10 protein-coding genes are annotated in these 14,597 nt (G+C 64.5%); 5 read left to right on the top strand and 5 right to left on the bottom strand.

All coding sequences use genetic code 11. From position 1 onward, the window contains the following. Positions 1 to 37 precede the first annotated feature (37 nt). From VSR72_RS10200 to VSR72_RS10210, 3 genes are all read left to right on the top strand, one after another. A complete protein-coding gene (locus tag VSR72_RS10200) occupies positions 38 to 1,537 on the top strand; it encodes a TAXI family TRAP transporter solute-binding subunit (protein ID WP_342952255.1) in 1,500 nt (499 codons plus the stop codon). A gap of 79 nt (positions 1,538 to 1,616) precedes the next feature. Further along, positions 1,617 to 2,270, top strand: a complete 654-nt coding sequence (locus tag VSR72_RS10205) for a 2-hydroxychromene-2-carboxylate isomerase (RefSeq protein ID WP_342952256.1) — start codon at positions 1,617 to 1,619, stop codon at positions 2,268 to 2,270. 168 nt (positions 2,271 to 2,438) lie between these two features. After that, positions 2,439 to 3,449 (top strand): LysR family transcriptional regulator, encoded by a 1,011-nt coding sequence (locus VSR72_RS10210; RefSeq protein WP_342952257.1) that lies wholly within the window; start codon positions 2,439 to 2,441, stop codon positions 3,447 to 3,449. A 73-nt stretch (positions 3,450 to 3,522) separates the two neighbouring features. On the opposite strand, the gene xdhC is transcribed toward VSR72_RS10210, so the two are convergent. The 4 genes from xdhC to VSR72_RS10230 all read right to left on the bottom strand — a co-directional run bounded on the left by xdhC (position 3,523) and on the right by VSR72_RS10230 (position 8,505). Next, a complete protein-coding gene (gene xdhC / locus VSR72_RS10215; RefSeq protein ID WP_342952258.1) occupies positions 3,523 to 4,113 on the bottom strand; it encodes a xanthine dehydrogenase accessory protein XdhC in 591 nt (196 codons plus the stop codon). Beyond that, entirely contained in the window at positions 4,110 to 6,476 is a 2,367-nt protein-coding gene (gene xdhB, locus VSR72_RS10220) for a xanthine dehydrogenase molybdopterin binding subunit (RefSeq protein ID WP_342952259.1), read from the bottom strand. The genes xdhC and xdhB overlap by 4 nt, the downstream gene beginning before the upstream one ends. A 40-nt stretch (positions 6,477 to 6,516) precedes the next feature. Next, positions 6,517 to 8,067 carry a xanthine dehydrogenase small subunit gene (xdhA, locus tag VSR72_RS10225; RefSeq protein ID WP_342952260.1) on the bottom strand — a complete coding sequence of 517 codons (1,551 nt, stop codon included), beginning with the start codon at positions 8,065 to 8,067 and terminating at the stop codon, positions 6,517 to 6,519. Between the two features lie 198 nt (positions 8,068 to 8,265). Beyond that, positions 8,266 to 8,505, bottom strand: coding sequence for a hypothetical protein (locus VSR72_RS10230; RefSeq protein ID WP_342952261.1), 240 nt, complete (start codon positions 8,503 to 8,505; stop codon positions 8,266 to 8,268). A 38-nt stretch (positions 8,506 to 8,543) separates the two neighbouring features. On the opposite strand from VSR72_RS10230, the gene VSR72_RS10235 reads away from it, so the two are divergent. Both VSR72_RS10235 and VSR72_RS10240 read left to right on the top strand, forming a co-directional pair. After that, on the top strand, positions 8,544 to 9,788 hold the full coding sequence (locus VSR72_RS10235; RefSeq protein ID WP_342952262.1) for an MFS transporter: 1,245 nt from the start codon (positions 8,544 to 8,546) through the stop codon (positions 9,786 to 9,788). A 1,088-nt stretch (positions 9,789 to 10,876) separates the two neighbouring features. Beyond that, positions 10,877 to 12,709: an autotransporter outer membrane beta-barrel domain-containing protein gene (locus VSR72_RS10240; protein WP_342952263.1), complete on the top strand. Its 1,833-nt coding sequence runs from the start codon at positions 10,877 to 10,879 to the stop codon at positions 12,707 to 12,709. 199 nt (positions 12,710 to 12,908) lie between these two features. Here the strand turns inward: VSR72_RS10240 and VSR72_RS10245 are convergent, their stop codons facing one another. Next, entirely contained in the window at positions 12,909 to 14,570 is a 1,662-nt protein-coding gene (locus VSR72_RS10245) for a bifunctional aspartate transaminase/aspartate 4-decarboxylase (RefSeq protein ID WP_342952264.1), read from the bottom strand. Between the last annotated feature and the right edge of the window lie 27 nt (positions 14,571 to 14,597).

Raw genomic sequence — 14,597 nt, forward strand, 5'->3', positions numbered from 1 at the left:
GCACTTCCCCGAACCACTCGAGGCCCGCCCCAACCCGATGAAGTCCCGCACCGGCCGCAAACCTCCTCCCCGTCTCGTCGCGCGCTTCGTGGCGATCTCGTGGCGCGACCTGGCAGTCACGTTCGGCCCCATCCTGCTCGTGAGCGCGGCAGCCATCTGGCTCGCGGTGCGTCTCATCCAGCCCGCGCCGCCCAACACGCTCACCATGAGCGCGGGGCCCAAGGGCAGCACCTACTGGAACGCCGCGGTCAAGTACAAGGACATCCTCGCGCGCAACAACATCACGCTGAACGTGCTCGAATCGGAAGGCTCGGCGCAGAACCTGCAGCGTCTCGCCGACCCGAAGTCGAACGTCGATGTCGCGTTCGTGCAGGACGGCATCGCGAGCAAGGTGCCAGGCGGCCTCGTCTCGCTCGGCAGCGTGGCTTACGTGCCGCTCGTCGTGTTCTATCACGGCCCCGTCGCGACGCGCCTCTCGCAGTTCGCAGGCCAGCGCATCGCCATCGGCGCCGAAGGCAGCGGCACGCGCGAGCTTGCGCTCACGCTCCTCAAGGCCAACGGCATCGAGCCGGGCGGCCCGACGAAGCTCCTGCCGCTTTCCGGCGACGACGCCGCGCGCGAACTCGTGGCAGGCAAGATCGACGTCGCCATTCTCGCGGGCGACTCCGCGCAGCCGCCCGTCATGGGCCGCCTCATGCGCATGCCGGGCGTACGCTTCTTCGACTTCGTCCAGGCCGACGGCTACGCGCGGCGCTTTCCGTACCTCACGGCCATCACGATCCCGATGGGCGCGTTCGATTTCGGCCGCAACCTGCCTCCCGAGCCGCTGCAGTTCATCGCGCCCACCGCCGAACTGGTCGCGCGCGACTCGCTGCATCCCGCGCTCTCCGACCTCCTGATCGAAGCCGCCAAGGAAGTGCACGGCCGCTCCACACTCCTGCAGCGCGCCGGCGAATTCCCCGCGCCGCGCGCCCAGGACTTCCCGATCAGCGCCGACGCCGCGCGCTACTACAAGTCGGGCAAGAGCTTCCTCTACCGCGTGCTGCCCTTCTGGGTGGCGAGCCTCGCCGACCGGCTCGTGGTGCTGCTGGTGCCGATCATCGTCGTGCTGATTCCGGGCATGCGGATCGTGCCTTCGCTCTACGCCTGGCGGGTAAAATCGCGCATCTACCGCTGGTACGGCTCGCTCATCGCCCTCGAGCGCGCCGCGATGGCCGACAACTCGTCCACCGAGCGCCGCGCGCTGATCCGCCAGCTCGACAAGATCGAGGAGTCGGTCAACGGCATGAAGATGCCGCTCGCCTATGCGGAGCAGTTCTATGTGCTGCGCGAACATATCGGCTTCGTGCGCGCGCGGCTCACCGGGACGCGTGAAGCGCCGGAGGCAGACGTTGGCGCTGGGGAGCCGGAGACACCGGATGGCGCCGATGGGGATCAGGCGCCGGAAGGCGGGAGCAACGACGCAGGCATAGCAGGTACAGAGGCGAGCCATGCAAACGAAAGCGGCAGCAAAGAAACCGGCGAGCGCACGCATTAGCGCCACTGCACGCATTTTGAATCGAACAATCGGCCACTGGAACCATGGCCCAGACATAGCGCAAGAGCGGAGGAACAGCATGATCGACGGCATCGACGCCAGCCAGCCAGCCTGGTTCTACGACTTCGCATCGCCGTTTTCGTACCTGTTGCTGGAACAGCACAACAAGTGGCCCGGCTTCGACTTCGTGCCGACGCCAGTCCAGCTCGCCGAGCTGTATCGCCACTGGGGCCAGCCGCTCAGTTTGCAGATTCCGGCCAAGCGCATCTTCACCTACCGCCACGCGCTCTTTCGCGCCGAGCAATTGGGCATTCCGTTCAAGATGCCGCCTGCGCACCCGTTCGACTCGACCAAGCCGATGCTGCTCGCCATCGCGGCGGGCGGCGACTTCGCGTGCGTGCGCGAGATTTTCCGCTTCATCTGGCGCGAGGGGCGCGACCCGTCGAGCGACGAGGGCTTCGAGCAGCTTTGCGAGCGCGTGGGCATTGCACACGGCGAGTCGCTGATCGAGGAAGAGGCGGTGCGTGCGCAGTTGCGCCGCAACACCAACGATGCGATCGCCATGGGCGTGTTCGGCGTGCCGACGTTCTGGATGAACCAGCAGCTCTTCTGGGGCGAGGACGCGTTGCCGATGGTGCTCTACTGCGCGCGCAGCCCGAACTGGCTCGATTCGCGCGAGGTCAAGCGCATCAGTACGCTGCCTTCGGGGCTCGCGAAGCCGGCTACGGAGTGACGGACAGCGCGCCGCGCAAACATCCCGCGCGCGGCCAAAATGCGCCTCTGATGCCGGTCATGCTGCGCGCCCTATGGCGGTGGCGCGCGAGCAGGCATATGGTTACGGGTGAATCCGTGCGCGCACCTGTGTCTGCAGTCGCGCACGCGCCCTTGCCCGCCACGCCCCATGGACGACGATAACGCCCTCACCCTCGATATCTGGCTGGTGCGCGTGCTGCGCACGCTGCTGGTCGAGCGCAGCGTCACGCAGGCCGCGCTGCGCCTGAACCAGACCCAGCCCGCCATCAGCACGGCGCTGCGCCGGCTGCGCGAGATCCTGGGCGATCCGATCCTCGTGCGCGGCAAGGCCGGCATGGTGCCGACCGAGTACGGCGAATCGCTGTTGCAGCACGCGCAGCGCGTGTTGCGCGACGTGGAGTTCGTGGCCACGCCGCACGGCGACTTCGACCCGGAGCGCTCGAAGCGCACGTTCCGCCTCGCCGCCCCCGACTATCTCAACGACTTCTTCATGCCGACGCTGATCGCCCGCTTTCGCGAGACGGCGCCGGCAGCGCGGCTGGAAATCCTCTCGCTCTCGCCCACGCTCGACCATCACGGCGCGCTCGACGCGGGCGAACTCGACATCGTGATCGGCAACTGGCCGAAGCCCGAGGCGCATTTCGCGCGCAGCGACCTTTTCTCCGACAAGGTCGTCTGCATGATGCGCGCGGATCATCCGCTCGCGCGCCGCGAACTCACGCGCGAGGCGTATCTCGCCGCGCCCCATCTCGCGCCCACGCCCTATACGGGCTCGCATGCCAGCGCGATCGACCTGGGGTTTGCGAAGGCGAAGGCCGAGCGCCGCATCGTCGCGACGCTGCCCTACTTCGGGCTCGTGCCGCAGGTCTTGCTGCAATCGGATCTGATCTTCACGACGACACGGCGCTTCGCGCAGCATTACGCGAAGCTCATGCCGATTGCCGTCGTCGAGCCGCCGTTCGCGTTTCCGCGCATTCACTGTTATCAGATGTGGCATCCTCAGCCGGACCGGCCGAGCGATGTGGGATGGCTGCGCGGGTTGATCGAGGAGGTGTCGGGGACGCTGACGGCCGAGCGCGGGGCGAAGCGCGCTGGGACGAGGAAGCCCGCGAACGTCACGAGCGAAAAGACGCCCACGCCGCCACTCGAAGCGGTCTGAACCGGTCTCGCGGCTGAACGCAAACGGGCGCCTCATGATCGAGGCGCCCGTTTCGCTTGTGTGGGTCGTGGTATCAGGCGCGCTCGAGCGCGACCGTTTTCACCACAGCCGGGCGCTGCGCCACCCGCATCTGCATGAGTTGCGCGGCCACGGCCACCGCAATCGACGAAGGCGCCTTGTCGACGATCCCCGTCACGCCGATCGGGCACGTCATCTCGTCCATGCGCTCTGGTTCCACTCCGCGCTCCATGAGCCGCCGCTCGAACTTCACGCGCTTCGTTTTCGAGCCGATCAGGCCGAACCACGCGAAATCGCGCCGGCGCATGATGCGCTCGGACAGTTCGAAGTCGAGCGCGTGATTGTGCGTCATCACGAGGAAGTACGCGCCCGCCGGCGCTTCGTCGACGATGGCGGCCGGCGTGTCGGTCGCCTCGATCTGCACGTTGGCGGGCACCTCGTCCGGGAACAGTTCGTCGCGCTCGTCCACCCATTGCACGACGCACGGCAGCATGCCGAGCAGCGTGACGAGCGCGTGCCCCACGTGCCCAGCGCCGAACAGCACGATGTGCATCGGCCCGTAGTGCGGCACCGGCGTGCTGCGGCGACCGATGATCACGCGGCCGGTTTCGTCGACGCGCACGCAATGTTCAGGATGCCGATTCATTTCGCAGCCCCGTCGCGCGCCATCGTCCGGACCGCGCGAACGCCCTTCAGGATTTCCTCGGCGGTCGCCGGCGCATTCATCGGCGGATTGAAGCGGTAGTCGGCCACGCTCGCCACGGCGTCGCGAATCGCGAAGAACACCGAGAACGGCAGCAACAGCGGCGGCTCGCCCACGGCCTTCGAGCGGTGGATGCTGTCTTCCGCGTTGCGGTTCTTGAAGAGCTTCACGTTGAATTCGGCGGGCGTGTCGTTCACGGTCGGAATCTTGTAGGTGGACGGCGCGTGCGTCATGAGCTTGCCGTCCGGCTTCCACCACAGTTCTTCCGTGGTGAGCCAGCCCATGCCCTGGATGAAGCCGCCTTCCACCTGGCCCACATCGAGCGCCGGGTTCAGCGACGCGCCCACGTCGTGCAGCGCATCCGCGCGCAGCACGCGCATTTCGCCTGTGAGCGTGTCGATCACGACTTCCGATACCGCCGCGCCATACGAGTAGTAGTAGAACGGCCGCCCGCGCAGCGCCGCCTGATCCCAGTACAGCTTGGGCGTGGTGTAGAAGCCATCGGACCAGAGTTGCACCCGCGCGAGATAGGCCTTCGAGACCAGCGTCTCGAACGGGACGATCGTCTCGCCCACGATCACGGACTCGTTCGCAAAGATCACGTCGGCTGCGTTGATTTCGCCCTTGCCGTACGTCGTCGCTGCCAGCGCGGCGAGACGCTCGCGCAACTGGCGCGCGGCGTCCTGGGCTGCCTTGCCGTTCAGGTCGGTGCCAGTCGATGCGGCCGTGGCGGACGTGTTCGCCACCTTGCTCGTATCCGTGGCGGTCACGCGCACGCGGCCGAACTCGATGCCCAGTTCATGCGCCACGACCTGCGCGACCTTCGTGTTCAGGCCCTGGCCCATTTCGGTGCCGCCGTGGTTCACGAGCACCGAGCCGTCGGTGTAGATGTGAACGAGCGCGCCCGCCTGATTGAAGTGCGTGACGTTGAACGCAATGCCGAACTTGCACGGCGTGAGCGCAATGCCCTTCTTGAGCACGTCGTTGTTCGCATTGAATTCGCGGATCGCCGCGCGCCGTGCACGATAGCCGCTCGTTTCCACGAGTTCGTCGATCAGCTCGTGAATGACGTTGTCTTCGACGATCTGGCCATACGGCGTTTCGTTGTTCTGCGTCTTGCCATAGAGATTGCGGCGTCGCACGTCGAGAGAATCGAGGCCGAGCGAGCGCGCCACGTCGTCCATGATGTACTCGATCGCGAACGCCCCCTGCGGGCCGCCGAAGCCGCGAAACGCCGTGTTCGACTGCGTATTCGTCTTGCCGCAGAAACCGGCGATCGACACGTCGGGCAGCCAGTAGGCGTTGTCGAAGTGGCACACGGCGCGCGTCATCACCGGGCCGGAAAGGTCCGCGGAAAAGCCGCAGCGCGAGGTCATGTCCACGCTCACGCCTTCGATCGTGCCTTGATCGTCGTAGCCCACTTCGTACGTGTAGTGAAAGTCGTGGCGCTTGCCGGTGACCATCATGTCGTCGTCGCGGTCGGGGCGCAGCTTCACGGGGCACAACAGCTTCCAGGCGGCGAGCGCCGCGCAGCACGCAAAGAGGCCCGACTGCGATTCCTTGCCGCCGAACCCGCCGCCCATGCGGCGGCATTCCACGAGTACGTTGTGCGACGCGACGCCCAGCACATGCGCGACGAGGTGCTGCATTTCGCTCGGGTGCTGCGTGGAGCACCACACGTGCATGCCGTCGTCGTCCTTCGGCACCGCGTAGGCGATCTGGCCTTCGAGGTAGAACTGCTCCTGGCCGCCCAGCAGCATCTCGCCTTCATGCCGATGCGCGGCGCGCGCGGCACGCGTGGACGCCTCGCCGCGCGCAAGCTTCATCGGCGGCAACACGGATTGATTGGCGGCGCGCGCCTGCTGCGCCGTGAGCACGGCGGGCAGCTCTTCGTACTGCACCTCGGCGCGGCGGGCGGCCAGACGCGCCGTATCGTGCGAAGTCGCCACCACGATGAACATCGGCTGGCCTACGTACTGCACGACACCATCGGCCAGCACCGGATCGTCGTGGATGATCGGGCCGCAGTCGTTCACGCCGGGAATGTCCTCGGCCGTGAGCACCGCCACGACGCCCGGCGTTGCGCGCACTTTGGCGAGGTTCATCGAGACGATGCGCGCGTGCGGCTTCTGCGAGAGGCCAAGCGCAGCGTGCAGCGTGCCGGCGACGACCGGAATGTCGTCGGTGTAGGTGGCGCGTCCACTCACGTGCAGATGCGCGGATTCGTGCGGGCGCGATACATGCACTTGCGCGAAGGGCTCGCGTGCCTTGAGTTCGTTCAGGAACGGTTCGGCTTGCTGGTTCATTGTTTCGTTCTCCGTATGTCTTTTCCGATTCCTGAATGTCTCAAGCCGTTTCTGCCGCTACGTTGCGCACATTGAGCGCTTGCGGCGCGAGCGGGTTGTGCGGACGCGTTTCGAGCCAGAAGCGGTACAGCGTGTTCTTCGCGGCTTCGAGGCGGTAGTCGCTCGTCGCGCGCATGTCGGAAAGCGGCGCGTAGTCGTTGCCAAGCGCGATCATTGCCGCCTGTGCGGTGGCTTCGTGCCATTGCGCATCGGCGAGCACACCTTCCGCGTGGGTCGCGCGCTTCGGTGTGGCGGCCATGCCGCCGAACGCGATGCGCGGCTCGCGGATCACATCGCCATCGGCGATATAGGCGAAGGCGGCGCACACGGCCGAGATGTCCGAGTCGAAGCGCTTCGAGACCTTGTAGGTGCGAAAACGCAGGTTCGTGCGCGCGCCGGTGCGCGTGGGCACCTTGAGCGCCAGCACGAACTCGTGCTCGGCCATGTCCTTCTTCTGATAGGCGAGGTAGAGGTCTTCGAGCGGCATTTCGCGCTCGACGTCGCCGCCGCGCAGCACCACGCGCGCGCCGAGCGCGATGAGACCCGGCATGGAGTCGCCGATGGGCGAGCCGTTCGCGACATTGCCGCCAATCGTGCCTGCGTTGCGGATGGGCAGCGAGGCGAAGCGCAGCCACATCTCTTCGAGTTCCGGGTAATGCTTCGCGAGCTCCGCATAACCGCGCTCGACGGTCACGCCCGCGCCGATCTCGATCCAGTCGTCGCTCACGTCGATGCGGCGCATCGCGTCGACCTGGCCCACGTAGACGATGTCGCCCAGTTCGCGCATCTGCTTCGTGACCCACAGGCCGATGTCGGTGCTGCCCGCGAGAATGCGCGTGTTGGGGCGCGCGGCCTTGATCGCGGCGAGCGACTCGACGGTGCGCGGCGCGTCGTAGTGCTGGCCGCGGCTCTCGTAGTGGAACGTGTCCTTGCGTTCGATCGCCTCGAGCGTTTGCGCGAGCGCCTTTACGTCGACGGGCTGCTTTGGCGCGTCGGCCTTGAACATCTGCTCGGCGGCGTCGAGGATCGGCCGGTAGCCCGTGCAGCGGCACAGGTTGCCCGTGAGCGCGTTGGCGATTTCGTCGCGCGAAGGCACGCTGCAAGCGCCCTTTCCGGCACAACCGCTTTGGCCGATGTGCGCGGCGTGCCCCGCGTGCTCGTGGCCATGCTTCTCGTAGAGCGCCCACATCGACATCACGAAGCCCGGCGTGCAGAAGCCGCATTGCGAGCCGTGGCAGTCGACCATGGCCTGCTGCACGGGGTGCAGCGAGCCGTCGGGCTGGCGCAGGTCTTCGACGGTGAAAAGTGCCTTGCCGTCGAGCGTCGGCAGAAACTGGATACAAGCGTTGACGGCCTTGAAGCTCACGCCGCCCGCCTCGTTGCGCTCGCCCACCACGACCGTACAGGCGCCGCAGTCGCCTTCGGCGCAGCCTTCCTTGGTGCCGGTGCAGCGCGCGTCTTCGCGCAGGTACTGGAGAACGGTGCGGGTGACGCCCGCGTCGCGGACTTCGCGGATGGCGTTGCGGTGGTAAAAGCGGATCGGCTGGCTCATGGTTTCTGGCTCGTCGTTGGATGCGGCTCGCAAAAGGCGTGTGCCGCTCGAGTGGACGGTTCGAAAAGTATCACTGCCAATATTGGCAACCCATAGCTACAGGAGCATGGGGGATATATCGTTGAATCGATAAATCGGTGTGTTGCAGTGCGGCTGTGCTTATGTCGCACTGTCTTGATTACGCGATTTCACTTCAGATTAGCGAATATCGGACATCTTCGACTGATGATTTCGCCACTGAAAAGCAGAGATCCCGGCACGAACGGTCGGACCGCGACGCGGCTTATGCGCGAAATGCGTCCAACGTCGCGCAATATCACGGGATCTTCGTAGCCGTGCTATTGAACGCAAAAAGCCGTCATCCATCGCCAAAAACGCGTATTCCACCGGCCGGAACAGCTTTTCAATTTCTGCATAAAAACCGGTTCCATGGGACAATCACGCCTTTCCCGCCGTTATCCATCCGCGTTTTCCCCATGTCCGCTGATTTGGCGCCCCCGCGCAAAGCCGCGTCGACGACCCTGCAGATCATTCCGGTCGTCTTTTTCACCTTCCTCTGCTACCTGACGATCGGCATTCCGCTCGCGGTGCTGCCGGGCTACGTGCACAACGACCTCGGTTTCAGCACCGTGGTGGCCGGCGCCGCGATCAGCGTGCAGTACATCGCCACGCTCTGCTCGCGCGCACTCGCGGGCCGCTCGGCGGACACACTCGGCCCCAAGAAAACCGTCACGATCGGCCTGACGATCTGCGGCGCGAGCGGCGTGCTGCTGCTGCTCGGCACGCTCGTCGATCACTGGCCCGGCCTCTCGCTCACGTTGCTGGTGGTGAGCCGTCTGTTGCTCGGCTGCGGCGAAAGCCTGTGCGGCACGGGCGCGATCCTCTGGGGCATCGGCCGCGTGGGCACGGCTCACAACGCGAAGGTGATCTCGTGGAACGGCATCGCCACTTACGGCGCACTCGCGATCGGCGCACCGCTGGGCGTCGTGATGGCGCACGCCCTCGGCTACTGGATGCTCGGCATTTCGGTCATCGCGATGGCCGCGCTCGGCTTCTGGCTCGCACGCCCCATCGCGCCGGTGCCGATCGTGCACGGCGAGCGCATGTCGTACCGCAGCGTGTTCACGCGCGTGCTGCCGCACGGCATTGGCCTGGCACTCGGTTCGGCGGGCTTCGGCTCCATCGCAACCTTCATCACGCTGTTCTACGCCGCGCGCCACTGGCCCAACGCCGCCTTCACGCTCACGGTGTTCGGCCTGATGTTCATTGGCGCGCGCCTGCTGTTCGCCAACACGATCAAACGCTTCGGAGGCTTCCGCGTCGCCATCGTCTCGTTCTCGTTCGAATGCGCGGGCCTCCTGCTGCTGTGGCTCGCGCCCACACCGCAAGTCGCGCTCGCAGGCGCGGCGCTCACAGGATTCGGCTTCGCTCTGGTGTTCCCGGCGCTCGGCGTCGAAGCGGTCGGCCTCGTGCCGCCCGCCAGCCGCGGCGCGGCGCTCTCGGCGTACTCGGTGTTCCTCGATCTTTCGCTGGGCATCACCGGCCCGCTCGCCGGCTATGTGGCGAACCTGTTCGGGTATGGGTCGGTGTTTCTCTTCGCCGCCATCGCGGCGGCTTCCGCCGTGGCGCTTTCGGTTTCGCTCCATCGCAAGAGCGTGCGTGCGCGCGCCGCGCAAAGCACGAGTGGTGCAAGCGCCCCCGCCGGGCAACAAGCGGAATAAAAAAGCTCCTCGCGGATTTTCGGGGAAACCGATTGCGGACAGGCTGTAGTCCGCCTATTTCGTTTGCGAGGACTTCCTCCAAGAGTCCAGCTCGGGGTTCTGTTTTCGGCGCCTGAAGGTGCGCAGCCGTCGTCAGCCCCGTTACAAACTGCTTCCTTGCCGTCGCTTCGCCTGATCTGCCGGTGCAGGTAAGTTGAGCACCGTCCCTTGCCGGCGTTGTCTCAGTGCCCATCAACAGATTGCAGCCTGATGGCACAAGTTCCGCATACGTTCGAAATCCGACGTGCCTCATTCTTCTAGCCTATGCTAGTACGTCTACGGTGTTCCCGTCCGAATTGACATCCCCCATCGCTATGGCTGACTCGCTTGTTCGCTAACGATTGACAACGCCGTCAATGGAGATACGCGTCATGAAAAGACTCGTAGTCCTAAATGGTCGTCACCTTAGTAACAAACATTCGGCAAGCAAGAAGCCGAACTTCACATCCCTCCCGGGCGTGCAGAGCCCCAGGCAGCAACACGAGGCATCTTGCCCTGGCGCTGAACGACAATTTCGTTGCTGGCTGATGCGGCACGGATTGGCGTCGCTCCAACCGTCAGGGTGGCATTGCTTCCTGATAGCGGTTACGTCCGCTTTCCTGGCCACTGAGGCCACCCGCTCACAAGCCATAACAGTCAACGGACCGTTTTCGTACACCTCTACCCTCACCGTCGGCACTAACGTCAGTTCTTACATTTTTAGCCCGGGCCTTGCGCAGATTACCGTCACCACCAGCGGTAACAATGCCCCCGGTGTCGTTGTCCAAGGAAATGGACAATTCACGACCCTTGCTCCCTCGCCAGGTTCCGCTTACCAATTTGGAACCGTCATTACCACCACAGGCAACAACTCATTCGGCATCAGCGACCAGGCTGCCCAGCACACTGTTGAACTGAATAGCGTACTCATCACGACCTCGGGTCAGAATGCGCATGGAATAGTTTTCCAGAATCCGAACACAAGTCTCAACGGGACGAATGTGACGGTAACCACTGGCGGATCGGGAGCAAGTGCAGTTTCCATGCCCGTTAGTGGATCGCCACCGGCGGTGAACTTTACCGACAGTACCCTCAAAAGCGAGGCTGGTGCGGTCATCAGCGCCATCGGCGGCGACATTAGTCTGACCGGCACCGCCGTCCTCGCGGGCAGCGACGGACGGTGGCTGAATGTGCTGAGCGGCAGCAGTTATGGTGTCGTCATCGATGCATCAGCCTCTACGCTAGACGGCGCGGCCATCACCAACAGCGGCGCAAGTTCGTATCTCACGCTGACGAATGGCACCACCTGGAACATGACTGGCAGTTCCAACGTCACCACACTTACCAACAATGCCAGCCAGATTGATTTCGCCCCTGGTGGTGCATTCAAAACGCTGACGACGGTGACCTACGCAGGGGTCAACGGCACCATCAGCCTCAACACATTCCTTGGTGCCGACGATTCGCCATCGGACCGGCTCATCATCAACGGCGGAACCGCGAGCGGCAATACCCTGCTGCACATCACGAATGCCGGAGGGCCTGGGGCAAGGACCACCGGCAACGGGATCGCGGTGGTGAATACCCTCGGTAGCGGCACGACGACAGAGAATGCGTTCGCCCTCGCGGACGAAGTGCGCGAGGGCGCGACCTACTATTTTCTGTTTCGCGGCGGTGTGAACGGCAATAGTCCACAGGACTGGTTCCTTCGCTCCTCGTTCGAAGTAGAGGAAGGGCCGGGGAACGGCAACGGCAACGGCAACGGCGGTAACGGCAACGGCGGCAACGGCGGCAACGGCGGCAACGGCGGCAACGGCGGCAACGGCAACGGTAGCAACGGCAACGTGACAGAAGAGGAGATTGGCACCGAGCCCCCGCCGGACAAGTTGCCGCCGGGCGTCTATCCGATCATTGGGCCGGAACTGGCCACCTACGGCGTCGTTCAGCCGGTGGCCCGGCAGATGGGTGTCGAGATGCTGGGTACGCTGCATCAGCGCATCGGCGACACGCTCACGACGCAGAGCGGTGGCGCGGACGACCAGGGCTGGACAAGGTCTGCCTGGGGACGCGTGTTCGGCGAGCAGATCGACAACCGCTACAGAGCCTACGCCGATCCGCGCGCAAGCGGCGGAGTCGGCGGCTTGCAGACCGGCCTCGATGTATGGCGCGGAAGCTTCTGGCCCGGTCATCGCGACGCTGCAGGCGTCTACTTCGCTTACGCCTATGGCAGCGTGGATGTCGATGGACTCGTCACCAACGCTGCGGCAACCGGCTACGTGCTGGAACACACCGGCTCGATGCATCTGAACGCGTATTCGGGCGGCGGCTACTGGACACACTATGGCCCCGGCGGCTGGTATCTCGACGCGGTCCTGCAGGGCACGTATTACAACGGCAACGCGGGCACGCAGTATGCCAGCCTGCCAGTCAATGGTACGGGCTTCGCGACATCGCTCGAGGGGGGCTATCCGATTCCTTTGCCACTCGGTCCGGGCTTCGAACTGGAGCCGCAGGCGCAGATCATCTGGCAGCACGTGTCGTTCAACGATGCGAACGATGGTGTGGGTGAAGTCTCCCTCGGCTCGACTTCGGGCGCGAGTGGCCGGCTCGGCTTGCGAGGAAAGTGGACCATCGAAGGCAGCCATGGCGCGGTGTGGCAGCCGTATGTTCGTGCCAATCTGTGGCGGGATTTCGGTGCACAGGCGGTCACGACCTTCGCTAGTCAGCCTGTGCCGCTAAATGTGCAGGCCACGCGACTGGAGTTCGCAGGCGGGGTCACCGCGAAAATCAAGGATCGGTTGAACCTGTACGGGCAGTTCGGCTACCAGTTCGCCGTGAGCGGAAACAGCAACGTTCGCCGTAATGGCGTCGAAGGCGACCTTGGCGTGCGCTACGCATGGTAAGCCACCCGCTAGTCGGGGACCGCTTCGGGACGGCTAGCGGCCCCTCGGGCTTGCTTGCGTCAACGTCCGCAGTGGGTCCCAGAGCCCTACCACGGAAATCTGCGAAGGGCCGTAAAAAAACCGCATCCGGCAAACCACGCCGGATGCGGCCCGGACTTCAGACGAATTCAAGCTAGAGGCGGCAACGCGCCGCCTGCCCTTACTTCTTCACCGCCGTCGGATCGAGCTTCTTGCCGGTGGCCTCGTTATAGCGCTCCACGTACTCCTCAGTGAGCTTGCGCACCGCGCGGCCGATCTTGCGATAGTCCGACTCGTTGAGGTTCGCGAGCGACACGCGGCCCGACGGATGCGGCGTACCGAAGCCCTTGCCCGGCAGCAACACCACGCGCGCTTCTTCGGCGAGACGGAACAGCAGTTCGTTGGGCTTGACCTGCTTGAGCAACCAGTCGACGAACTCACGCCCGAAGCGCTTCTCGCCCATGTACTCCATGTCGAGGATCGTGTAGTAGTCGACCTGGTTCGGATCGCCTTCAGCGTAAGGCACACCCATTTCCTCGAAGAGCGCGCGCTTGCGGTTGCGAATGAGGCGCTTGAGCGCGTTCTTGTACGCGTCGGGCGTGTCCATGAGCGAGAACAGCGAGAACATCACCATCTGCACCTGCTGCGGCGTGGAAAGGCCGGCAGTGTGGTTCAGCGCGACGGTGCGGCTGTCGGCCACCAGGCGGTCGATGAACTTGAGCTTGTCCGGCTCCGTCGTGATCGACTCGTAGCGCTTGTGGAGTTCCTTCTTCTCGTCCTTCGGAAGCTTGGCGAGTGCATGGTCGAGCACGTTGTCGCGATGCGTTGCGATTGCGCCGAGACGCCAGCCCGTCGCGCCGAAGTACTTCGAGTAGGAGTACACGAGGATCGTGTTCTTCGGCGCGAGCGCGAAGAGCGAGACGAAGTTGTCGGCGAAGGTGCCGTACACGTCGTCGGTCAGCAGGATGAGGTCCGGACGTTCCTTAATAATCTCGGCGATGTATTCGAGGCTCGCGTCGTCGATCTTCACCGAAGGCGGGTTGCTCGGGTTCACGAGAAAGAACGCCTTGACCTTCGGGTCGCGCAGCTTGTCGAGTTCCTTCTTTGAGTACTGCCAGTTGTTCTCTACCGTGGCGTTCAGGTGCACCACGTTGAGCTGGTAGTCGTTGAGTTCCGGAATCTCGATGTAGGGCGTGAAGATCGGCATGCCGAGCGCGATGGTGTCGCCCGCCTTGATCAGGAAGTTCTCGCGCATCGTGTTGAAGATGTACGTCATGGCCGCGGTGCCGCCTTCGACCGCAAACACGTCGAACTCGCCGACGAACGGATGCTTGCCGATCATCTCGCGGCGCAGGTACTGGCCGACGATGATCTCCGAAAGCTTGAGCATGCGGTCCGGCACCGGGTAGTTGCAGGCGAGAATGCCTTCGCACATCTCATACAGGAAGTCGCCCGCCGAAAGCCCCAACTGGTCGCGCACGTACGACACCGCGCCCGCGAGGAACTTGATGCCAGGCTGCCCCTTGTTCTCGCGCACGAACAGGTCGAAGCGCTCGACAATGCCTTCGCGCTGCGGGAAGCCGCCCACGCCTTCGGGCATGTAGGCGAACGAGCGCTCCGACTCGCGCATGGCGAATAGGCCCAGTTGCCAGAAGCCGTGGCGCGGAATCGTGGCGAGGAAGTTGGGGTTGCCGCGGCCCGCGTTGAGCATCGCAAGGTTGGCCGGGCGCGAGGTCGCGCCGCCGCCGGCCGCCTTGATCAGTTCGTCCTTCAGTTCGAACGGGCTCAGTGCATCGAGACCCGACTTTTCTTTTGCGCCACTAGCCTTCGCTTTCGTTGCCATGGTGTTCTCCATTGGAAGACGTTGCGT

The organism is Paraburkholderia sp. JHI869 (genome assembly GCF_038900775.1).
GTDB lineage: Bacteria > Pseudomonadota > Gammaproteobacteria > Burkholderiales > Burkholderiaceae > Paraburkholderia.